The organism is Meridianimarinicoccus roseus (assembly GCF_003172915.1).
Classification (GTDB): domain Bacteria; phylum Pseudomonadota; class Alphaproteobacteria; order Rhodobacterales; family Rhodobacteraceae; genus Meridianimarinicoccus; species Meridianimarinicoccus roseus.
The window spans coordinates 32,776-54,687 of the sequence record NZ_QGKU01000033.1 but is presented as its reverse complement, the minus strand read 5'-3'; the positions used below and the strand labels follow the sequence as shown (position 1 = coordinate 54,687).

General features: G+C 65.2%; 22 protein-coding genes. 16 read left to right on the top strand and 6 right to left on the bottom strand.

Translation table 11 applies throughout. From position 1 onward, the window contains the following. Window positions 1-6: 6 nt before the first annotated feature. From DKT77_RS10400 to DKT77_RS10365, 8 genes are all read left to right on the top strand, one after another. Window positions 7-531 carry a chemotaxis protein CheW gene (locus tag DKT77_RS10400; protein WP_238547798.1) on the top strand — a complete coding sequence of 175 codons (525 nt, stop codon included), beginning with the start codon at window positions 7-9 and terminating at the stop codon, window positions 529-531. Window positions 532-534: 3 nt separating this feature from the next. Then, the gene (locus DKT77_RS10395) at window positions 535-1,284 is read left to right on the top strand and encodes a ParA family protein (protein WP_109811641.1); all 750 of its coding nucleotides are present in this window, start codon (window positions 535-537) and stop codon (window positions 1,282-1,284) included. 182 nt (window positions 1,285-1,466) lie between these two features. Next, window positions 1,467-3,251, top strand: coding sequence for a methyl-accepting chemotaxis protein (locus DKT77_RS10390; RefSeq protein ID WP_238547797.1), 1,785 nt, complete (start codon window positions 1,467-1,469; stop codon window positions 3,249-3,251). Between the two features lie 52 nt (window positions 3,252-3,303). Next, the gene (locus tag DKT77_RS10385; protein ID WP_109811640.1) at window positions 3,304-3,705 is read left to right on the top strand and encodes a response regulator; all 402 of its coding nucleotides are present in this window, start codon (window positions 3,304-3,306) and stop codon (window positions 3,703-3,705) included. Between the two features lie 61 nt (window positions 3,706-3,766). Then, window positions 3,767-6,976 carry an Hpt domain-containing protein gene (locus DKT77_RS10380; RefSeq protein WP_109811639.1) on the top strand — a complete coding sequence of 1,070 codons (3,210 nt, stop codon included), beginning with the start codon at window positions 3,767-3,769 and terminating at the stop codon, window positions 6,974-6,976. Between the two features lie 86 nt (window positions 6,977-7,062). After that, window positions 7,063-7,449 carry a flagellar export chaperone FliS gene (locus DKT77_RS10375; protein ID WP_109811638.1) on the top strand — a complete coding sequence of 129 codons (387 nt, stop codon included), beginning with the start codon at window positions 7,063-7,065 and terminating at the stop codon, window positions 7,447-7,449. A gap of 4 nt (window positions 7,450-7,453) precedes the next feature. Further along, complete coding sequence (locus DKT77_RS10370) at window positions 7,454-7,771, top strand: hypothetical protein (protein ID WP_109811637.1); 318 nt, start codon at window positions 7,454-7,456, stop codon at window positions 7,769-7,771. A gap of 44 nt (window positions 7,772-7,815) precedes the next feature. Further along, window positions 7,816-7,995, top strand: a complete 180-nt coding sequence (locus DKT77_RS10365; protein WP_109811636.1) for a hypothetical protein — start codon at window positions 7,816-7,818, stop codon at window positions 7,993-7,995. Here DKT77_RS10365 and DKT77_RS10360 read toward each other — a convergent pair. Next, window positions 7,982-8,170 (bottom strand): hypothetical protein, encoded by a 189-nt coding sequence (locus tag DKT77_RS10360; protein ID WP_109811635.1) that lies wholly within the window; start codon window positions 8,168-8,170, stop codon window positions 7,982-7,984. The two genes, DKT77_RS10365 and DKT77_RS10360, sit on opposite strands and share 14 nt — an antisense overlap. Window positions 8,171-8,274: 104 nt before the next feature. Here DKT77_RS10360 and DKT77_RS10355 point away from each other — a divergent pair, with 104 nt between their 5' ends. From DKT77_RS10355 to DKT77_RS10345, 3 genes are all read left to right on the top strand, one after another. Further along, complete coding sequence (locus DKT77_RS10355; RefSeq protein WP_109811634.1) at window positions 8,275-8,826, top strand: hypothetical protein; 552 nt, start codon at window positions 8,275-8,277, stop codon at window positions 8,824-8,826. 97 nt (window positions 8,827-8,923) lie between these two features. Next, window positions 8,924-9,319 carry a hypothetical protein gene (locus DKT77_RS10350; RefSeq protein ID WP_109811633.1) on the top strand — a complete coding sequence of 132 codons (396 nt, stop codon included), beginning with the start codon at window positions 8,924-8,926 and terminating at the stop codon, window positions 9,317-9,319. Between the two features lie 109 nt (window positions 9,320-9,428). Beyond that, window positions 9,429-12,056: a hybrid sensor histidine kinase/response regulator gene (locus tag DKT77_RS10345; protein WP_238547796.1), complete on the top strand. Its 2,628-nt coding sequence runs from the start codon at window positions 9,429-9,431 to the stop codon at window positions 12,054-12,056. Between the two features lie 165 nt (window positions 12,057-12,221). Here the strand turns inward: DKT77_RS10345 and flgM are convergent, their stop codons facing one another. Genes flgM through DKT77_RS10325 form a run of 4 tightly spaced genes read right to left on the bottom strand, consistent with a single transcriptional unit; the run spans window position 12,222 to window position 14,913 of the window. After that, on the bottom strand, window positions 12,222-12,521 hold the full coding sequence (flgM, locus tag DKT77_RS10340; protein WP_109811631.1) for a flagellar biosynthesis anti-sigma factor FlgM: 300 nt from the start codon (window positions 12,519-12,521) through the stop codon (window positions 12,222-12,224). A gap of 36 nt (window positions 12,522-12,557) precedes the next feature. Then, on the bottom strand, window positions 12,558-13,280 hold the full coding sequence (flgA, locus tag DKT77_RS20965; RefSeq protein WP_238547795.1) for a flagellar basal body P-ring formation chaperone FlgA: 723 nt from the start codon (window positions 13,278-13,280) through the stop codon (window positions 12,558-12,560). Further along, complete coding sequence (locus tag DKT77_RS10330) at window positions 13,277-14,368, bottom strand: flagellar assembly protein T N-terminal domain-containing protein (protein WP_109811630.1); 1,092 nt, start codon at window positions 14,366-14,368, stop codon at window positions 13,277-13,279. The genes flgA and DKT77_RS10330 overlap by 4 nt, the downstream gene beginning before the upstream one ends. Window positions 14,369-14,370: 2 nt before the next feature. Beyond that, on the bottom strand, window positions 14,371-14,913 hold the full coding sequence (locus DKT77_RS10325) for an LPP20 family lipoprotein (protein ID WP_238547794.1): 543 nt from the start codon (window positions 14,911-14,913) through the stop codon (window positions 14,371-14,373). Window positions 14,914-15,094: 181 nt separating this feature from the next. Here DKT77_RS10325 and flhA point away from each other — a divergent pair, with 181 nt between their 5' ends. Both flhA and DKT77_RS10315 read left to right on the top strand, forming a co-directional pair. Next, window positions 15,095-17,209, top strand: a complete 2,115-nt coding sequence (gene flhA, locus DKT77_RS10320) for a flagellar biosynthesis protein FlhA (RefSeq protein WP_109811629.1) — start codon at window positions 15,095-15,097, stop codon at window positions 17,207-17,209. 58 nt (window positions 17,210-17,267) lie between these two features. Then, window positions 17,268-17,978 carry a sigma-70 family RNA polymerase sigma factor gene (locus DKT77_RS10315; RefSeq protein ID WP_109811628.1) on the top strand — a complete coding sequence of 237 codons (711 nt, stop codon included), beginning with the start codon at window positions 17,268-17,270 and terminating at the stop codon, window positions 17,976-17,978. Window positions 17,979-18,087: 109 nt separating this feature from the next. Here the strand turns inward: DKT77_RS10315 and DKT77_RS10310 are convergent, their stop codons facing one another. Further along, the gene (locus tag DKT77_RS10310; RefSeq protein WP_109811767.1) at window positions 18,088-18,717 is read right to left on the bottom strand and encodes a response regulator transcription factor; all 630 of its coding nucleotides are present in this window, start codon (window positions 18,715-18,717) and stop codon (window positions 18,088-18,090) included. A 420-nt stretch (window positions 18,718-19,137) separates the two neighbouring features. Between DKT77_RS10310 and DKT77_RS10305 the strand changes: the two genes are divergently transcribed. The 3 genes from DKT77_RS10305 to DKT77_RS10295 all read left to right on the top strand — a co-directional run bounded on the left by DKT77_RS10305 (window position 19,138) and on the right by DKT77_RS10295 (window position 21,911). Continuing rightward, window positions 19,138-20,052: an endonuclease/exonuclease/phosphatase family protein gene (locus tag DKT77_RS10305; protein WP_109811627.1), complete on the top strand. Its 915-nt coding sequence runs from the start codon at window positions 19,138-19,140 to the stop codon at window positions 20,050-20,052. Between the two features lie 140 nt (window positions 20,053-20,192). Continuing rightward, a complete protein-coding gene (locus DKT77_RS10300) occupies window positions 20,193-21,203 on the top strand; it encodes a C4-dicarboxylate TRAP transporter substrate-binding protein (protein WP_109811626.1) in 1,011 nt (336 codons plus the stop codon). Between the two features lie 57 nt (window positions 21,204-21,260). Continuing rightward, window positions 21,261-21,911 carry a TRAP transporter small permease subunit gene (locus tag DKT77_RS10295; RefSeq protein ID WP_109811625.1) on the top strand — a complete coding sequence of 217 codons (651 nt, stop codon included), beginning with the start codon at window positions 21,261-21,263 and terminating at the stop codon, window positions 21,909-21,911. Window position 21,912: the final 1 nt, after the last annotated feature.

The following is a 21,912-nucleotide window of genomic DNA, read 5'->3' as shown; positions in this document are numbered from 1 at the left end:
ACCAACATGACCGAATTGCTGGCCGAGAAGACGGCGGCGCCGATGGACCCGCATCTGAGCGTGGACGAAAGCGACAACATCGATGACATGTACCTCACTTTCGCCGTTGCCGGTGAAGACTATGGCGTGACCATCGGTGTCGTGACCGAGATCGTCGGCATGCAGCGTATCATGCTGGTGCCCGATGTGCCGCATTTCATCAAGGGCGTCATCAACCTGCGTGGCAAGGTGATACCGCTGATGGACGTGCGGCTGCGCTTCGGCATCCCCGAGAAGGAATACGACGAACGCACCGTCGTCATCGTGCTCGACCTCGGTGAGGCGCCGATCGGACTGATCGTTGACGCGGTCAGCGAAGTTCTGGAAATCCCGGCCGAGAATATCGACCAGGCCTCGAGCTTCCGGTCCTCCGACCGCCAGAGCGTCGTGCGCGGCCTCGGGCGGATCGGTGAACGCGTCGCAATCCTGCTGGACGAACGGGTGCTGGTGTCCGACGTGGACGTCGCCATTCCCGAAACGCTCAAGGCCTGATCCATGCGCGTGCTCATCTTCAACCAGAAGGGCGGGGTCGGCAAGACCACCACGGCCATGAACCTTGGCGCGGCGCTGGTCCGCGACGGGGCAGGCACCGTGGTGCTGGCCGATCTCGACCCGCAGACGCACCTGACCGCGGGACTTGGATATATCGGCCAGGAATTCGACTGGACGGTGGCCGACTGGATCGCCGGGACGCCGGGCGCGCCTGTGCCTGTTGAAGCTGAGCCGGGCCTGTCGCTGATCCCCGGCTGCACCGACGCGGCGCCGGGCGAACGGCCTGCAGGGCAGCTCGATAGCTGCGGGGCCGACTGGCTGCTGATCGACGCACCGCCGACCTGGTCGCCGCAACTCGCCGCGATGATGGAACAGTGCGACCTCGTGCTGTGCCCGCTGGAGCCGGACTTCCTGGGCCTTCAGGGCATCAATCGGCTTATGCGGTCGATGCAGGAGGCGGCGCTGCCCTGGTCGCGCCTGCGCTTCGTTCTGAACCGGGTCAACCAGCGCCTGATCGTGCACCGCGAAGTGCGCGACCGGCTGGTCAAGCGGTTCGGGCCGGATACGGTGCTGCCCGCCGTGGTGCACAACTCGGTCCAGCTGGCCGAGGCGCCCGGCCACGGACGGACCATTTTCGGGCATGCCCCGCGCAGCCGCGGCGCGGCCGACTACACCCGCCTTGCACGTCACCTCGCCGCGCTGGCGGCTCCCGCCGAAACCCTGTCCGCCACCGAAAGGAGTGACGCGCTATGACAACAACGCCGAAACGGACCTCCCGTCGCGCCGCGCCGAAATCGCCAAGCAACGATCCGCTTGAATGGCTTGCCGACGATGACACCACAACGCCAGCGCCGCTGCCCGCGGCGGCGCCCGAACCCGAAACTGCAAGCGCCGCGAAAGCCCCCGCAAAAACCGCGCCCAAGAGGACCAAAGCCATGCCGACCAAAGAGACCGTGACCGAAGTGAGAAGCCTGTTCCAAAAGCCCAATGTCGGCGAAACGCTCCGCTACCTCAGCAACCCCGTGATGCTGTCCGACAGCAACCACGTGATCCGCGTCGTCAACAATGCCGCCGTCAAGATGCTGAGCCGCATCGAAAGCGAAATCCGCCGCGATCTGCCGAATTTCCGTGCCGACGACCTGGTCGGCAAGTCGATCGATGTGTTCCACAAGAACCCAAATCACCAGCGCGCACTGCTGGACGGCATGAAGGAACAGCATTCGGCGAAGTTTACACTGGGCGGCGTCCAGTTGGCCTTCATGGCGACGCCGATCTTCAAGGAAGACGGCGAGTTGGACGGTGTCATCGTGGAATGGCGCGACGAACGCTCCGCTCAGCGCGAATTGCTGCGCGAGGAGATCGAGAAAATGGCAATCGCCCATAACGAGGGGATGATCGAAACCTACATCGATCTTGATCGCTTCGACGTCGAAACCGCCGAAACTGCACGGCTCGTCAACGAAATGGTCAAGAACCACATCGCGACAAAGAAGAGGATCATCGCTGTCACGGAAGAGTTCGGCAAGGGCAACTTCGATGTGGAACTCGAGCAGTTCTCGGGCCAGCGTGCCTTCATCAACGTCGCCGTCGAAAAGGTGCGCGAACGGTTCAAGGCCGTCGTCGGCGAAATCAGCCGTCTGTCGGACAGCATCGTGGACGGGCGTCTCGACGTTTCGGTGAACCGCGACGGCTTCCAGGGGGAATACCTCGATATCGTGAACTCCTTCGACCGCGCCTTCAGCAGCCTGAACCAGTCGTTCAACACGATCGCGGCGCAGGTGGACCAGGTTGGTCAGACCGTGTCGCAGATGAACGATGCATCGCAGTCGCTGGCCGAGAATTCGCAGATCACATCTGCCTCGGTGGACGAAGTGTCCGCGTCGGCGGAAGAGACAGACGCGCAGGTCAAGGCCAATGCCGAGGCGGCCCGCAACGCTGACACGCTGGTCAACGCGGCCTCCAAGGTGGCCGAGGAAGGGTCGCGCAAGGTCGACAGCATGGTCGGCGCGATGCAGGACATCAACGCGTCCTCGTCCGACATCGCCAAGATCATCAAGGTCATCGACGAGATCGCGTTCCAGACCAACCTTCTGGCGCTGAATGCCGCGGTGGAAGCCGCGCGCGCCGGCCAGCACGGGCGCGGCTTCGCCGTGGTGGCGCAGGAAGTGCGCAACCTTGCCGGCCGGTCGGCCAAGGCTGCGCGCGAGACGTCTGACCTGATCGAAAGTGCGACCGACCGTGTCGGCGCAGGCGTGCGCATCGCCAACGAGACCAGCGAAGCGTTCGAGAAGATCGTGTCCGACATCGAGCAGGTCAAGACGCTGGTGCAGGAGATCAACAGCGCAAGCGAGGAGCAGTCCCGCGGCGTGGCTCAGATCAACCAGGCGATCGGCGAAGTGGCCAAGACTGCGCTGTCGACCAGCCAGCAGGCGGACGAGCTGTCGGCCACCGCGCAGCAGATGACCGCGGCGACCACCCACATGACCAAGGAAATCCAGCGTTTCCGCCTGCGCGAGGTGAAGCCGCAAACCGAATTCGGCGCCACCGCGCTGGACCAGCTGTCGCCCGAATTGCTTCAGCAGATCCAGATGATGATGGCCGCCGGGGCGATGCCCGCCGCGGCGCCGGCCAAGCCCAACGGTGCCCTCAACGGCAAGGTCAACGGCAACGGCAAGGTGAAGTCCGGCGATCACGACGAACGCGGCTTCGAGATGTTCTGATCCCAAGCCCGCGCCACGAGGCGCGGGCCCCAATCCCCACGGAGAGACCAAGATGGCCCACAAGGTTATGATCGTTGACGATGCCGCCATGATGCGGCTCTACATTTCCAGCTTCATCTCGTCGCTGCCCGACTTCAAGGTCGCGGCACAGGCGGCGAACGGGCAAGACGCGCTCGACAAGCTGGAAACCACCCCGGATATCGACCTGATCCTGCTGGATATCGAGATGCCGGTCATGGACGGGCTCGAATTCCTGCGCCACGCCAAGCTGAAGACCCGCGCAAAGATCTGCATGCTGTCGTCGGTGACGGTGCAGGGCTCGCCCCACGCCGCGAAGGCGCGCGAGCTGGGCGCGGACGGGATCGTTGCCAAGCCGTCCGGCACCGTGTCCCACGATCTCGAGGAAAAGAGCGGCGAAGAGCTCGCCTCGGTGATGCGGTCGCTGGTCGCCTGACCTGAACGGGCGGGCGCGCGGCGTCCCCCGTCTGGATCCCTAGCAAGGAAAGCGGAAAAAGATGTCTGACGAAATGGACGAAATCTGGGAACTCTATGCGGACGACGGGGCCCAGGCGCTCGATGCCATGGAGGCGGCGCTGCTGACCTTGCAGGAGGGCGACGCGGCCGACCCATCGGTCCAGATCGGGGCCCTGTTCCGCGCCGTGCACACGTTCAAGGGCAATTCGCGGGTTCTGGGCCTGGCCGTGGTGGAAAACCGCGCGCATCTTTCCGAGGATCTGATCGGGCTGGTGCGCGACCGCGGCGTGCCGCTCACGTCCGAGATCGTCGATGTGCTGATGCTGTCTTGCGACACGCTGCGCGGGATGCTGGAGGAAACTGCCTCCACCCGCGCGGACGTGGCGCCGGAGCCGTCAGAAGTGCTGACGGAGCGGCTGCAGGAGATGATTTCAGCCTGCACGGCACGGCTGGAGGGCGGCGCGGTCGGAGAAGGCGAAGGTGACGGGGCAGCTCCCGCCGCGCCTATTCCGTCGCCGCTGGACGCGTCGGTGTTCGATGTTTTCGACGACGTGGATGACACGGACGACGCCGGTGACGGTGCCGGACCGGAGGCCGCACCGCTGGACGCGCCCGCCGACCCCGACGCGGTCACGGCGGAGGATGCTGCGCCTTCACCGGAATCCGCGGTGGAGGCCGCCCCGGCTGCCGGCGAAGCGGAACCAAAGCCCGCCGCGCCGCGGCTGTGCGATGACCCGACCTATCGCGACATCTTCATAGGCATGGCCAACGAAGCGATCGGCAAGCTGGACGCCCTGCTTGCGGCGGGTGGCGACGAACTTGGCGCGCAATCGGCCAAGCAGGCTGACCAGCTTGGCTATGCGGCGGGCCAGATGGGCCTTGACGACTGGCAGGCCCGGCTTGATGCCTTCGTGCAGCAGATCAAGGGCGGCGGCGACGCATCAGCCGACATCCCGGTGCTGTTGGCTGATCTGCGGGCGCTCCTTGACCGCGGCATCGGAGCCTCGGCCGTGCCGAGCGCGGATGAGGGCCAGGACGCGGCAGAAACGGACGTTCTGGCCGCGATGCAGGAATATTACGGCGCTGTGGCTGAGCTTGGGCTCGGGTTCGCCGAGGGCAGTACCCCGGATCCCGCGAGGCAGGCGGAACTTGCCGACGCGATCCGTGCACTGGCAGTGGCCGATGGGTATGTCCGGCTGGATGCCGCCGCAACCGAGCTCGGCGCGGCTGTTGACGCGGCCGGGTATCGCCGGGCCGAGTTGCAGCTTTACGAGGAGCTTGCCTCCATCGAACGGGTGAAGCCCGCACGCGGCGGCGAGGAGTTCATCGCCCCCAGCGCGTTGCTGGAAACCTGGTGCGCCGATCACATCTATGACGTGCTGGGCGAGTTGCGCAAAATTCTTGACAAGCTGCGCAAGGACTACGACCGCGAGGCTCATTTCGCCGAATTCGAACGCCAGATGCGCTTCGTCTATCACGCCTGCAGTCATTTCCGCATGGAAACCGCCGCGCAACTGACGATGGCGCTGGTGGACCTGTTCTCGCGGGTGAGGGTCGGCGGCGACATGCCGGACGCCATGCTGACGCATATTGCGCGCGGGTTCCTCGACACGCTCGAACTTGTGTTCGACGCTCTGGATCAGGGTGACACCCCGGACATGGAAGCGATCAACCAGCTGTTCGAGGAAGCCTCGAACGCTTGTTTCGTGTCCAGCGGGCTGGTCACCGCGCGCACTATCGAGAAGCGGCTGGGCCTGCCCGAGGCGTTCCACCGCGTGTTGTCGCCCGAAAGCGTGCGGGAGGCGCAGGCCGCGATCGACGAGAAGCTGTCCTTCTACATCGTGCGGGCCGACCTCAACCAGGACCAGGCCAAGGCCGAGGCGTTTCTTGACTGGATCGGCGCGGGTGAGGCGAAGATGATCACCAACGTGACCGTTTTCACTGAAACGGACGTGGTCTTCGACTTCCTGCTCGCATCGCGTCGGGACAGCTCCGAACTTGTGGAGGCGCTGGCCACCATCGATGCGTCGGGCAAGAACCTGTCGCTGATGCAGGCACTGGCCGCCGGGTCGGAGGAGGACGCGGAGGCAGCCGCGCCAAGCGCCGAGGACGTGCCGACTGAAACCTTGGCCGCACCTGCCAGTATAGGCAATACGATCCAGCTTATCGAGATGATCGGCGAAATGGCTGCCGGGCAGGCGATGGTTCAGCATATGCTGAGCGCCGTCGCGGCACGTGACCTCGTGCACGAAATCGAACTGGCGCTGCGCGAAGCCGGGGTCGAACGGGTCGACCCGACTGTGTGGCGCGCGCTGCGCGACCGGCTGGACGACTATGGCGATGCCATCACGCAGGTCGCCGATGCCGAAGCGCAGTTGTCCGAACAGGTGACACGAATCCAGGAGGCCGGGGTCGCGCTGCGCTCTCGCCCGGCGCAGGCTCTGCTGCAGTCGCTTGCGGCCTTTGTCGAAACCCGGTCCCGCGCGCAGGGATGCGAGGCGCGGCTGTCAAGCGAAGGCGGAGACATCACGCTGGACCAGACCATCCTCGAGGAAATGCGCGCGCATCTCAAGGCGCTGCTGACCATGCGCATCGCATCGGGGACCGCGCCGACGCGTTTCCATGTCGCCGTGCTGCGCGAGGATGACGGCGTCGTGCTGACACTGGAGGACAATGGCGGCGCGCAGGACGATGACGCAGTGGTGGCCGAGATCGCGGCGGAACTTGCCGCGCGGTCGGGCAGCCTGCGGGTGGCGACGCCTCCCACGGGTGGTATGCGGTTCCACCTGATGCTGCCGCTGAACATGGTGGTTCTGGACGGCATGGTCGTTCGCGTGAGCGAGGTGAACTACGTCGTGCCGCTGGAATCGATCCAGCGCATCCAGCAATGCAAGCCTGCCGACGTGCTGACGATCTCGGCCGGGGGCGGGGCGCAGATGTTGCGCCTGAGCGAGGGTGAGCATGTGCCGATCCATTCGCTGCACGGTGCCAACATCGCAGGGCGTCCGGCCACAGGCGCGGGTGCGGCCCCCGCACCGCAAAAGGCGACGGACGAACGGATCTACGTGATCGTGCGGTCGGCGTCGCGTCAGATCGCGTTGCCTGTGGACGAGTTGCTGGGCCAGCAGATGGTTCTGCTGCGTCCGCTGCGCGGGGTGCTGTCGGGCATGCGCGGGCTGACCGGGATCGCGCTGCTGGCCGGCGGTGACGTGGGCATGGTCCTGTCGGTCAGCCGTCTTCAGGCGGCCTGATTCGGTAATTGGCCTAAACACTTTCCGGATCAGGCCGTTACTAGAATGGACAATGGACGCGACACAGCGAATTCAGGAGAGGCCAGATGAACGTTGCGCTTGCCCGCACCCAGTACCGAAAGGCCGAAAGCACCGCTGCGGCGGAACAGGACAATCCGCACCGGATCATCGAGGTCACGCTGCGTGAACTGGAACGCTCGGTCCAGGTTCTGATTGCGGCGCGGGCGGCCGGGCGATCGTATCCCGACGATCACCTGAACCGGGGCCTGACCGCGGTCTACATCCTGCAATCGAGCCTGGATTTCGAAGCGGGGGCGGAAATCGCCACCAGCTTGTTTCAGGTCTATGAATTCGTGCGCATCCAGGTCCTCAAGGCGTTCCGGCGCGAGCCGGACGCACAACTCGACGACGCGCTGCTGGCGGTGACGGAAATCCTGTCGGCCTGGCGCGAGATCCGCGACCAGGTGGGCTGAGCCGATGCAGGACCGCAGCCCGCCGGGCAAACCCGCCGCCGAGATCATCGTTCTGGCTGAACATATCGAACGGGCGGCAGAGGCGCGCGATTACGGCGCGCTTGCCGATCTCGACACGGCGCTGCGCAGCCAGGCGGTGGCGCTGGCCGAAGGGCGCCACGGCGAGGCAGTGGACCAGATTGCCGTGGGCGCATTGTGGACCGCGCTTGGTGCGGTGCAGCGGGCCGGCGCGATGGTCGATCATCAGCGCGCCGAACTGTCCCGCCGCCGCGGACGCTCGCGCAACATCCAGCTGAAGTACCGGCTGGTGGACGAAACATGAGCCGTCGCGCGACAAAGCATGCAGCGCCTTGCGGGGTCTGCCTTATGATGCGGGGTTTCCTGATCTGCGGGGTCGGGCTGATCTGCCTGATGGCGCTGCGGCCCGCGCCCGTGGTGGCGCTGGCCGGTCGGATGCCCGATGCCGGGATGATCGGCGCCGGGATCGCGCTGGTCGCGGCGCTGTCTTTCGCGCTGCGCCTGCGCGCCCATCTCAGGGACGGCTGACAGCCAGCGCTGCGTGCAGCAGCGGGTCGAGGTAGCGGCTGAGCGCCCGACGCTCGCGCCGACAGGGCGTGCCGTCCTCGGCGCAATGCACGATTTCGACTCCGACACCGTCAAGCGGCAGGTCCAGCGGTGCGGGGCCGAAGGTCGCGGCGGGGAAGATGGCATGTTGGGTCATTTCGGCTCTCCTGGAACTGGGGACTGCGGGATGGTCTGCAAGAACGCTGCCAAGTGAAACCGGCGCCCTGCCGGAGTTTGGCGGGCCGAGAACGGGGAAGGCGGATGCAAGGCAACCTTTACCATTTCGTCGGGGCGATGCTGCCCGCCGCCTTCGGGCTGGCGCTGTTTGGCATGGGTCACCTGATGCTTCCGCCCGCGGTGCCCGCTTTCGATGCGGCGGCCCGCGCAGTCGCTGCTGCTGTGGCGGAGGAAGGCGATGCCGCAGCCGAGGACGGTGCGGCCCCCACAGACGAGGCCGGCGGCGACGCTTCGGGCGACACACAGCCTCAGCCGCGCCATTACGTCCGGATCCAGGAGGCAGTGTCCTCCAGCATCCCGTCGCTGGGCGGAATCGTACAGGTTCAGATCGCCCTTGCCGTCCCCGAACATCAGCGCAACGCAATCCTTGCCACCATCCAGTCGCGGCCCGAGGACCTGATCACGCCGCTGTCCGAAACCCTGCGCGTGACGGCCGAGACTGCCCCATCGCTGGAGGCGTTGCACGATCTGCTGCCCGAAGCCTTCCGCGCCGCCGTGAACGCGCGGTTGGGCGACGACGCGCTGCCTGCGCCCGTGCTCGAAGTACTGATCGTCAGCCTGCTGATCTCGCAATGACTCAGCGGTCTAAAATATTCCGGTAAACGGCCGTTAGACCTTTTGTGGCGACTCTTGTTCCCGGGTCGACCTCCGACGCAGAACGGCATGGTATCCGATGAAACGAGAGCTTTCGCGCGCGCTGGCGCCGGTCCTGAACCGCGTGGTGCCGACACGAGCCGCCCCTCAGGCGGCCGATCCTATCCCTGCGGACGAACTCGTTCGGCGCAAGACACGCCTGCTGAACCGCGACGAGGTCGCGCGCTACCTGCCCGATATCCTCGGGCGGGCGCTGGCGCGCTGCTGGATCGACGGGGCGTTCCGCGACAGGTTCCTTGCCGACCCGAAGGGCATCCTTGCCGAGTACGATGTCTATCTTCCGGACATCTTTTCCATCGCCATCGAAACCGAAGGCGCGTCACGACCCAGAGTTGTGGTCTATGAAAGCAACCCGCGAAATGGTATGCGGAAACGTCTGTTATATCTGCAATTGGTCATGATGGCAGGAAAGTAGGCGAGGAACCGAAAACCGTACCGTCTGCGGAAATCTGGCATGTCGATTGCACTGGACGCAGATGTGGCTTTCGTGGCCGCGTGACGGAACGGCTGGAAGGTTTGGCTTGATGCAAGGCGGCTCACTCATCGACCGGGAACGCGCGGCGGGCAGCATTCCGCGACTTGCCCGGCTCGGTAAGACCCTTGGCGGTCGCAAGGCAGTGACGAACGACATCTCCATGCCACGCATCAGGGTGCAGTCGCGCGACGACAGTACTGCGATGCGCAACATCATACTGTTCGCGCTGCTTTGCGTTCTTTGGATCCTGGGCGAGGCGATCAGTCATTCCGGGCAGGTGGTGCAGCACTATGCCGCCATGATCGCACCGCATATCGCAAGCAAGGCCTTCGTCGTTGCACTGGTGCTGTTGCCACCGCGAAAGCTGTGGCTGGCAGCGTTGCTGTTCCTCGCTCTCTACGGGGGCAGCTTTCTCGTACCGCAGATGCGTACCCTCCCGATCGAGGGCGCAGAGGCGCAGCTGATGGTCCATGCCCTCGCCTTCGAGGTCAATTTCGCGCTGGCGCTGATCATCGGCATGATCGCGCGCAATTCCGGCGACTGGCTGGTGCGCCTGTTCCCAGAGGTCGACCGAAGGGTGCTGCAGGTGATCACCGCCGGCGCGCTTGTCGCCCTCCTGTCGCCACTTGCCTACCTCGCGCTGTGGGGCATCGGGGGGGCGCTGCGTCTGCCCGGCTGGAGCGAGATCGGCCTGTCGCTGGACCAGATCGCCCGAACCGTTCAGCGCGGGGTCTGGGGCGGGCTGGTCGTGGGCATGTTCCTGCTGCTGATCAGCTTCCCGATCAAGCGGCTGGATCTGACCTTCTCGATCGTCAGCGCGTTGAGCATCGCGGCAATTGTCATCGGCTGGAAGCTCGGGCTGTCCGAGTTTCCGGAACTGGAGTTGGCCGTCGCGCTGCTTATCCTTTCGATGGCGCTGCCCGCCGGGACAAGCGCGATCCTGATCCTGTTCATATCCGTCGTCATCCCGCTGCTGACCTGGTTCTCGGTGGCGCCCGAGCCGATGGAGGGTCACCGCCATTTCACGCTGGACGTGTTGACCGTCGCAGTCCTGTGCGGCGTGGCTTTCGTGATCGTCGTGAAGTACGCGGTGCGCAGCGCGGCGCATCGCCAATCGGTGACCGAAGAACGGCTGGAGCGGCTTTACGATTTCGCCGATGTGGGCCGTTTCTCGGTCGATCTGCGGGGCGGTGTGGCGTGGATCGACCCGGCCGCGCAGCGCATGACGGGGATGCCCGCGCGCTTTCCCATCGCGGCGTTCATGCGGCTTGTTCATGCCGAGGACGCGGCGGCCCTGACCCGCGCCTTCTCCGATCAGACCGGGCAGAACCGTATCGTGTCTGCCCAGATCAGCCCCGAGGAGGGCGGCAACCATCGGGTCGTGAAATTCTATTTCTGGTACCAGAAGGCGGCAAAGGGCGACCACTTCGCGCACGGCTTCGTCGTGGACGTGACCGAGGAACACGACCGGGGTGTGGAACTGGAATCGGCGCTGGCCAAGCTGTCGGAAAAGCAGCAATTCCAGAGCGAGCTGTTTTCGATGGTCTCGCATGAACTGCGCACGCCGGCCTCGTTGATCTCTATGTTTATCGAGAAGATGGACGAGGGCGAGCAATGGTCAGCCATCGGACCCAAGATGAAAAAGGTCACGGCGGAACTGCTGGAAACCCTTGCCGACATTCGCCAGACCGTGCAGCCGGAAAAGAACCTCCCGGTGTCGTTGCGTCCGATCGTACCCATCGAATTGATGGAAGAGATCAAGGCGAATTACGACCTTGCGGCCGGTAACAAGAACGTCGGCATCGAGATCCTGGTCGGCAACGGCACATTCGACACGAGCGAGGGCGATGTGCACCGCTTGCGCCAGGCCATCGCCAACCTGTTGCGCAACGCGATCCTGCATTCGGACTGCACCACGATCAGCCTCAGCTACGAGGCTCATGAGACGTCCGAAGGGCGCGTTGGCCTGTGGAGCGTGGAGGATGACGGCCGCGGCATCCCGGCTCAGGATGTCGACCTGCTGTTCGAGCCGTTCCAGCGCGGGCCTGACATGCCCGACAAGGCGGACGGGTCGGGTCTTGGCCTGTACATCGTGAAAAGCTCGATCGAGCTTCTGGGCGGGTCCGTCACCTACAAGCCGGGCCGCAACGGCGGGGCGCGGTTCGAGTTGCGGGTGCCGGAATTCCGCAACGCGCAGACGCGCGGCGCGGACGCGCCCCAAGGTGCGGCGGTCGTCCCGGACCGCCCGCGGTCGCGCCCGTCGGACGCGCACAGGGACAAGGTCCAGGCCCATGTGCTGCTGGCTGAGGATCATCAGATGATCCGCGAAGTGATGGGCGGCACGCTGCGCAAGATGTTCGCCCGCGTGTCGCTGGCCGAAACAGGCACCGAAGCGCTTCAGATTTTCCGGTCGGACAAGCCCGACCTCGTGATCACCGACCTTTTCATGCCGCAGATGTGTGGCGACGAATTGACGACCGAGATCCGACGCTACGACAAGTCCGTTCCGGTGATCGGCATCACGGCAGCGATCATGGGCGATGACGCGGCGCGTTTCCGCGCGGCAGGGGCGACCGCGGTGCTGGCCAAGCCGCTCACGCGGTTGCAACTCGAAGCGCTGTCGGACGAGTACCTGGGCGCGACCGCCAACACGTCGGGGCGCGGCGCGGTGGCGTGATGACATGCACGCCTCGCCGCAATGCCTGCGCCGGGAAAGCCTTCAGGCGACAACAGGAAACCCCCGCTGCGCTGGCAGGCGGGGGTCGTTGATCATACCGGGCCGTGATGTGGGTCGGGCCGTGATCTGGCAGATCACCGACAGACCGGCACGCAAAGGTTGCGGTCAGCTGGTCAGGTCACGATAGCTTTCGAACAGATTGTCGGCGATGCGGTCGTGGTTGATCGGATAGTTGCCGTCCGTGATCGCCTGCTTGATCCGCTGAACCGTGTCCATGTCGAAGGGCGGCCCCGAAGCGAGGCTTGCGGGCAGACGGGTGTTCGCGGCCTTGCTCAGGGTCACCTGGTCGGCAGCTGAGGCGGGTGCGGGTGCGGACGCGGCCTTGGAGGGTGCCTGCGCCGCCGGCGTGTCCGTCTCGATCTTCATGAGCCGGGACCGGCCGGATATGGAGAGAGGATCAACCATTGTGTACTCCTGTTTCCCCCAGATAACGACCTTCGCTCAATTTAGTTTAGCGTGCACGGAGATTTTGTTCGGACCAGCCACATAGCCTTTGATCACGCGCCCGGAGGCGCGGTTCTCGATATCTATGAGGTCACCCTGTTGCCCATCCTGAAGCGCGATTCCCGGCGCAGTGACCGATACGATACCGCCTTCGAACGCGATCGCAACAGGTTTTCCGCGCGTGACGACCCAGTCGCGTTCCAGGTGCCGGGCCAGAACGACATGTCCGGCGCCAAGGTTGGTGGCAAGCCGCCGCCCAACCAGCGCATCAATGCGGCCGAATGCGCCGGTTCCGGTGCCCACCGCGGCGGGAGCAAGCGCGATGTCGTCCGGGCCGATCACGGCACCGGCGGCCAGCGGACCGACCAGCGTGGCGACCAGCGGGCCCTGCGGGGTCTGCGGGGCGGGTTCCGCCATCACGGGCGCGGCGGGCAGCCCGGTACGCACCGCGCGCGACCACGGCGCTGGACCGGCGCAGGACAGTTCCACCGTGCTCCAGTCGCCATTGCGGGGGGAGACCGCAGGCGCGGACCCGCAGGCGGGATAACGCCGCGCGCTGGCGATCTCCGGACGCGCCGAAAGGCCCTCTTTGGCCAGCGCGGCCGTGACCAGCGCGATCACGTCGTCGCCGCCCAGCCCGGCCGGAAACCCCGGTGCCGTCTGGCCCGGGGTCGCAAGCGCGCACAGCAGCGCGGCCGTGAGGAAGCGGGGCGGTCTCACAAGCCAGCCTCCAGGAATTCGACCCGCAGCCCGTTGAGTTGCGAGGGCCGACGCGTCGGATCCAGTGGTTCCAGTGCGACGCTTTCGCGGTCGATGGCCAGCACTTCGAGAAAGCCGAAGTTCTGGCTTGGGTCCACGATCACCGCAAGGGCGCCCCGGCGCAGACCGTGGCGGCTTCCGATCGGCGCGGTGACCAGATCGCCCGCCACTGACAGGCGTGCCTCGGGCGGCTGGCAGGCCAGCGCGTCGAGCATTCCGGTGAAGGTCTTTTCGATCGTACCGGCAAGATCGGCTTCTGCCCGGGCGCGCGGGCGGCCGTTCAGCTGGCTCAGGCTGTGCAACTGCGGCACGACGGTTTCGGTGCCGATCTCGCGCCGCACCACGCGGCCCGTGCCTTCGGTGAAGCGGAGTTCGGTGTGCATCGTGACCGTCTGTCCGCTGGCGCGGATCTCGATCACCGTTTCGAACGCCGTGTCGCCGCCGCGCTGCACGATCGGCCCGCGCGTGAGCGAGGTGTAGTCGAAGGCCGCGTTCACCGGCATTTCCTCGGTTGGGCGGCTGCGGTCGGTTACCCGGTCGAGATGCGTGGCGGGGTGGCGGTCCAGCAGGTCCACGAGCCGCACCGCAAGGGTGCTGGCGAAGGCCGCAGACCAGGCAGGCGCGGCGGGAGAGACCTGGATCGCGGGCGCGTAGGCGGTCACGACAAGCTGGCGGTTGCCACCGCAGTTTAGCGGCGTCGCCTCGCCGACCTGGGCGCGCACCCGCACCTTCCAGTAGGCGCCCTCGCGGTGTGCATCGAGAAGCTGGTGCCGCAGGATGCGTCCGCGCGGGCGCAGGATCGAAAGGTCTGCGGTGATGACACCGCGGTCCATCGCAGTGTAGCCCTTCAGCTCGGCGCCGCCTGCCAGCGCGGCGGTCAGCAGCGCATCTGCCAGCGCCCGACGCCGTGCACTGTCGCTGTCGGCGGTGGACCGGATCGCGGCGATGCCGGTCGCTTCGACCCACAGCGTGCGGTCGTTGCCTGCACGCGCGGTCTGCACCGCCAGTCCGGCGGCTACGGCGAGGATGAGAAGGATCAGGCGTATCATGGTCAGTACCCCCGTGCGGCTTTGACGATGTAGCGCACCGTGTCGGGATCGATGGCCAGCACCACCTCGAAGCTGTCCGACCCTTTCGGCGTGATCCGCACGGTGCGTGCGCCGCGGATCTCGCCATCGACCTTGCCGCGAAGAACGTCGTCACGCAGCACGGCATCCTTGACCGTGGTGTTGGAACTCAGCTTCAGCCCGTGGATCTGTTCCACCAGATCGCGCATCGCCTCCATCCGGGCGGCACGCATTGCGAGAATGCGGCGCTGGTTCAGCGAGTGACCCGGCTGGCGCGAGACCTGCGCAAAGCCGAGGCCGGTCAACTGCGTGACCGTGCCGGTGCTGCGCGTCACCGACGGAGCAGCGGCACGGACCGCGGAGGCATTGTCCAGGTCGTCCTTGAGCACGGCCAGTTGCCGGGTCTGAGGGTCGGCGCCGAGCGGCAGCGAACTGGTGGCGGAACGGTGCATGGGAAGGCAGCCCGCGGTTGCGGCGCACAGGCACAGCAGGGCCAGTCGGGCGGCGGATTGGCGGGGGCTTGTCATGGGCACTCCATCGGGAACGGGGCTTGCTTTGCGGACCGGTCCTGCAAGGGCCGTGCCAGACGGCGCATCCGGGCCGGGGTCCAGCGTCGGAGGCGGCTGGCACGAGGCTTGCACCATTGTGGCGAGACGCGACCAGCGCCCAGCCGTACGCTGCGCCGCGATACCTACAGGAGACCCGTTCATGACCGCGATCACCGCACCCGGTTCGATGTCCAGAAGCTTGGGCGGCATGCTGATGCCGGTGGGCATCCTGGCCATCGTGGCGATGATGGTATTGCCGCTCCCGGTTTTCCTGTTGGACGCCTTCTTCGTGCTGAACATACTGGTGTCGCTGCTCGTGCTGATGGTGGCGATGCACAGCTACCGCCCCCTCGACTTTTCCAGCTTTCCAAGCGTTCTGCTGATCGCCACCGTGCTGCGGCTGGCGCTGAACGTCGCCTCCACCCGCATCGTGCTGAGCGAAGGACACACCGGAAGCGGCGCTGCCGGCCATGTGATCGAGGCCTTCGGAGAGTTCGTCATTGCCGGCAATTTCGCCGTCGGCATCTTCGTGTTCGCCATTCTCGTGATCATCAACCTTGTGGTGATCACCAAGGGCGCGGGGCGGGTTTCCGAGGTGTCGGCGCGCTTCACGCTGGACGCGATGCCGGGCAAACAGATGGCCATCGACGCCGACCTAAATGCCGGGATACTGACACCCGAGGCCGCCAAGGCCCGCCGCGAAGCCGTTGCCGAGGAGGCAGATTTCTACGGCGCGATGGACGGTGCGTCGAAATTCGTGAAGGGCGACGCGGTCGCGGGCATCCTGATCCTGATCGCAAACATCGTCGGCGGCATGGTGATCGGCACCAGCCAGCACGGACTCGCCCTCGGCGAGGCGGCTGAGCTTTATGTGCTGCTGTCGATCGGCGACGGGCTTGTCGCGCAGATCCCGTCGCTGCTGCTGTCCATTGCCACCGCGATCATCGTCACGCGGGTGTCGTCGGATCACGACATGGCCGGGCATATCGGCACGCAGATGCATGTCACACGGGCCTGGATCCCGGTTGCCGCAGTGATGGCGATCCTTGGGCTTGTACCGGGTATGCCGAACGGGCTTTTCCTGATCGCAGCGGCGGCAGCCGCCGCGCTGGCCTGGATGTCCGCGCGCAGCGGCGGCGCCACGGAGCTTGCCGATGGCGTGCCCACCGATCCGGGCGAGGCCGCGTCGACCACCACCGCACCCGAGGCGATCACCGCGGAGGACGTGACCGACTACTCGCCGATCTCGATCCAGATCGGCTATGGGCTGATTTCGATGATCGACGACGGCGCGGGCGGCAGTCTGATCACCCGGATCACCAGCATCCGCCGAGATGTGTCGCGCGACATGGGTTTCGTCGTGCCCGGCGTGCGGCTGCGCGACGACCTGACGATGCCGTCGAACCAGTACCGCATCCGGATCGGGCGCGCGATCGTGGCCGAGGACGTCGTCTACCCCGATCGCAAGCTGGCGCTGCCGGGCGGCCTGTCTACCCGCAAGCTGAAGGGCATCGCGGTGAAGGACCCCAGCTTCGGGCTGGATGCCGTGTGGATTCAGCCGCACCAGCAGGCCGAGGCCGAGGCGGACGACAACGTGGTGGTCGAACCCGACAGCGTGATCGCGACTCATCTCAGCCAGGTTCTGTACAAGCATGCCGCAGACCTGATCGGGCCGGACGACGTGCAGGTTCTGCTGACCAATCTCGAACGTCTCAGCCCGACACTGGTGCAGGCGGTGGTGCCCAAGCTGATCCCGCTGCACACATTGACCGCGGTTCTGCGCGTGCTGCTGTCCGAACGGATCCCGGTCAGTGACTTGCGCCGGGTTCTGGAAGGGCTCGCCGATCTTGCGGGGCGAAACCTGTCCACGCAGGACATGGCCGAAGCGCTGCGACCCGCACTGGCGCCTCTGTTGATCCAGCAGATCGCGCCGTTGAACCAGCCACTGCCGCTGGTCACGCTGGCGCCGGAATTCGAACAGTTGCTGATGCGCTCGCGGCAGCAGAACGGCGCAGGGCCCCTGATGATCGACATGGGTCTGGCGCAGTCGATGCTGCAGCGCCTGTCGGCCTTGAGCGAGGATCTAGCCGGACAGGGACGGCAGCCCATTGTGGTGGTGTCTGCGCAGCTGCGCCGGCCCTTCGCGGCCTTCCTGCGCGGGCAGGGAGACGACAGCATCGTGCTGGCCGTGAACGAGTTGCCCGACAACCGCAGGATCGAGATCGTGGCCACTCTGGGCGAGACCGGCGCCCTGCCGGGTCCGGCGGCAACATGATGGCGTGCATTGATGCAACCCCGGCAGCGCAGCGCGGCCTGGCGAGAGGACTGAACCGATGATCGCTCCGAAGGGATACAGGGAACAGAGCCCCTCACCGGACCGCCTGGTGGAAGACAACCTGAACATCGTGCGCAGGCTGGCCTGGCACTTCCACGGCCGCGTGGGCCGCTTCATCGAGATCGAGGATCTCTTGCAGGCCGGTTATCTCGGGCTGATCGACGCCAGCCGCCGCTACACGGTGCAGGACGGGGTCAACTTCTCGGCCTATGCGGGCATCCGCGTGCGCGGCGCGATCATCGACTACCTGCGGCGCAACTCGAACCTGTGCCGGTCCACCATCGCGATGCAGAAAAAGATCAAGAAGGCCGAGCAGGTCCTTGAGGGTCGGTTGCTGCGCACACCCGAACCGCATGAAATCGCCGAACACCTGAACATGGAGGTGAGCGAGCTGAAGGACTGGCAGTCCCAGTTCCAGGCCAACCAGGTCCGCTCGCTGGACGAGGTGTATTCGGACCATTCGCTGCTGTTCCAGGACCAGACCCAGTCGCCCGAAGAAGCGACCCACAGCAACGAGATGCGCCAGCTTCTGCGCAACGCGATGCGGCTTTTGCCGGAACGCGAGGCGCTTGTGCTGCAGCTCTATTATGTCGAGGAACTGAACGTGTACGAGGTCGCGGCGATCATGGACGTGACCACTGGCCGCGTGTCGCAAATCAAGAAAGCTGCGATCGAACGGCTGCGCGGCCACCTGATGGAAAAGGTTTGACGGAGACGAGGGGCCCTGGCGCGGGGCGACTTTGACGCGCCTTGCGCCGCGCCGGACCTGAGACGGCCCCTTGCCCGAACCGCCCGACCCCGAAGGACCGGGCCGGTGGCTAAAGGATGTTGCGGTCGCGGGCGTTGATCACCGCCTGCGTGCGGTTGCGCGCATCGAGCTTGCGGCACACCGACTGCACGTGCATCTTGATCGTGGCTTCCGACAGGTTGAGCGCCGCGGCGATCTCCTTGTTCGGCCATCCCTCTCCCAGCCGCTTCAGCACTGTCATCTCCCGATCGCTCAGAGGACTTGCCTTCTTGTCGGTGTCCTCGGGTTCGGCCTGCATCAGCGCCAGCGGAATATAAGGATCGCCGGACGAAATCAGCCGGATCGCGTTCTCAAGACTGCGGGCCGACATGTTCTTGGTCAGGATGCCCATCGCCCCAAGTGCGATCACCTCATGGACCATCGCATGGTTGGCGTTGCCGGTCAGCAGCGCGACGGGATTGGGGCTGTTCTTTTCGAGAGCCCGGCTAAGGCCTTTCAGCCCGTTCATGCCGGGCATGTCATAATCCAGCAGCACCACGTCGAACGTCCCGCCGCGGTCGATTTCTTCGAGCACCTTGTCAAGGGTGTTTGTCGTCTTGACTTCGAAATCGTCAACCTGCTGCAGGAACAGGCTCAGCATGTCGAGAACCATTTCGTGGTCGTCCGCGATCATGATGCGAGTTTTTTTGCCGTCTGCCATGATGTGCATGCCTTTTGTTCGGAGCGACCTTCAAAGGAGTATCTGTGTCTTGCAACGCTCAACTTCTACACGCAACTCGATACATCGTCTCCAGACCATTCGCATGGGCGGCCCACCCCTTATTTTCACGAACAAATCGTTATTTGATGGTTACATACAGAGTATGGACTTGACCACACCCTAATTGCGCGGCCGACGGGTCGGGGTGGCAAATCCCTAACTTCAGGTTGTGCGCTTCCGTACCAACGAACGGTCCCGAAATCAAAAGGATGGGTCCATGCGTCGAAAACTCCACCCGGCAGCGCGCAAAAGCAGGATGTACCGCGCACGAACAACATAGCACGATTCGCGTGGAGGCCCGCCGGTCGGTTGGGAGTAATTCAGCCTACGGGGCCAGAGGGTGGGCGACGGGAAAATGCAATGAAACTGATCATTCGGCTGACAGCTGGAACACTTCTTCTTCTATCGCTTGTCGCTTGCGCACTGCATGTCACCCATTCCGGCACTGTCCCGGTGCCCCCACAGATGCCCGGTACGCTGCGCATCGCCACCCACAACGTGCACTACATCGTCCTCGGCGCGGACCGGGAGGGGCGTTGGACCGTGGCAGATTGGGAGGCACGCAGGGGCGCACTCGACAGCGCCTTCAAGGAACTCGGCGCCGACATCGTCGCGTTTCAGGAAATGGAAAGCTTCTCGCGTGGCAGCGACGGGTCCGTGAATCTCGCACGCGATTGGCTGCTTGCGCGCAACCCGGCCTATGCGGTTGCTGCGAGCGGCGACTGGCGGGTTTTCCCGTCGACCCAGCCGATCTTCTATCGCCGCGACCGTCTGCGCCTTGTCGATGAGGGCTGGTTCTTCTTCTCGGATACCCCCGACGTGATCTATTCGCGCACCTTCAACGGATCCTACCCTGCGTTCTGTTCTTGGGCCGTGCTGCAGCCTCTGGATGGCGGGCCACCGCTGCACGTGTTCAACGTGCATTTCGAATACAGCAGCAGGTCCAACCGTCGCCTGTCGGCCGAACTTGTTCGCGACCGGATCGCGCCGCGCATCGCCGCGGGCGACGCCGTCGTTCTGGCGGGGGATCTGAATGCGCTGCACGGCGCCCGAACGATGGCCATCCTGCAAGAGGCCGGACTGGATTTTCCACCCGTGCCGGGCGCGACCTTTCATTTCGACCGGGGGCTGAACCTGTTTGGCGCGATCGACCACCTTGGCGCCGGGCCGGGGGTGCGGCCGGTCGCCGGGCCGGTCGTGCTGCGCCGTTCCTATGACGGTCAGTGGCCGTCCGATCACTATCCGGTGCTGGCGGATTTCGACCTTTCGCGCTGACCCTCAGGTTGCATGTGTCCCCTCAAGGCGACGCTGCGTCAGCCGCTTCGGTGCCTTTGCGCGGCATTTTTTCATGGATTTCATGGGCTGAGCCGGCATTATCGGACCCACAAAAATCAGTCATCCGGGGAGGAAGACACATGAAGACGTATCTGGGCGGTGCCGCAGTCGCGGCGCTGGCGATGGGCTTTGCGACCGAAACGCTTGCGACCGAATGGAACGTGTCGCTTTGGGGCAAGCGCCGCGCCTTCACCGAACACGTGGAAAAGCTGGCCGAGCTTGTGTCGGAAAAGACCGGCGGTGAGTTCACAATGAACATCAGCTATGGTGGCCTGTCGAGCAACCGCGAGAACCTGGACGGGATTTCCATCGGCGCATTCGAGATGGCGCAGTTCTGCGCCGGTTATCACCCCGACAAGAACCCGTCGATTACCGTGCTCGAACTGCCGTTCCTTGGCGTCAGCACGCTGGAGCAGGAGCGCGAGATCTCCATGGCGGTCTATGCGCACCCGGCGGTCGCAGCGGATCTCGCGCGCTGGAACGCGACACTTCTGATGCCGTCGCCGCTGCCGCAGTACAACCTCGTAGGTGTGGGCGACACGCCCTCGTCGCTGGCCGACTTCGAAGGGCTGAGTGTTCGTGCGACCGGCGGGATCGGCGCCGCCATGGAAACCGTGGGCGCGGTGCCGACTTCCATGTCGGCCACCGAGGTGCGCCAGGCGATGGACAGCGGCGTGATCAAGTCGGCCAGTTTCGCGCCGCACGCGCACATGTCCTTCGGCACGATCGAGAACGCGAACTGGTGGACGACCAACCTGAACCCCGGCACGGTCAACTGCCCGGTGGTGGTGAACACCGACGCGCTCGACAGTCTGTCCGACGCCCATCGCGACGCCCTTCTGGGGTCGGTCGACGAAGCGCTCGATTACTATATCGAGTATTACAACAACGAAACGATGGCGGCTTGGGGTCCGGCGCTGGACGAACGCGGGATCGAGCGCGTGACCTTCGCGCCCGAAGAGATCGCCGCGTTCAAGGCCGCCGCGGCAGAACCCGCCGCGCAGGACTGGATCGCCGAGAACAGCGCCCGCGGCCTGCCCGCGCAGGAGCTTTACGACATGGTCACCGGCATGGTCGCCGAGGGCTCCTGACGCCTTGCCGGGGCGGCGACCGTCGCCGCCCCGTTTTTCCAGAAAGGACGGGTTCGGATGGCGGGCGGATCGCAGGTTCTGACCGATGACAGCCTCGTCAGCCGGATTGACCGGGCGCTGCTCCGGCTGGAGACTGGGCTGGCGCTGCTAAGTGGCCTTGCAGTGTTCGGTTTGATGCTGCTGGCGGTCGCGTCGGTCGGCGGGCGCAATTTCATGGGTCGGCCGCTGCCCGGCTATGTCGACTGGATCGAACAGGCCATGCCGCTGATCGCGTTCATGGGCATCTCCTTCGCGCAGCGCAACGGCGGGCATATCAGGATGGATCTTGTCGTCGGCGCGCTGAAGGGACGGGCGCTTTATCTTGCCGAACTGGTCACGACGCTTCTGGTTTTGGCGCTTGTGGTGCTGCTGATCTGGGGCAGCTGGGCGCATTTCGACCGCAGCTTCGATTTTGCCGCCCCGCTTTGGAGCCGCGACAGCAGCATGGATATCGGCCTGCCGATCTGGCCCGCCAAGTTGCTTGTGCCGGTGGCGCTGTCGGTGCTGGCGCTGCGACTTGCGCTGCAGCTTTGGGCCTATGGGCGGGCGCTGGCCAGCGGCACCGACACGCCGGTCGCGGTTCCGCTGGTGCTGGATGCCGCAACTGTCGCCGCGCTGGAGGCCGCGCAACTGGACGGTTGCGCCGATACGCCCGGGAAAGGCCGCTGAG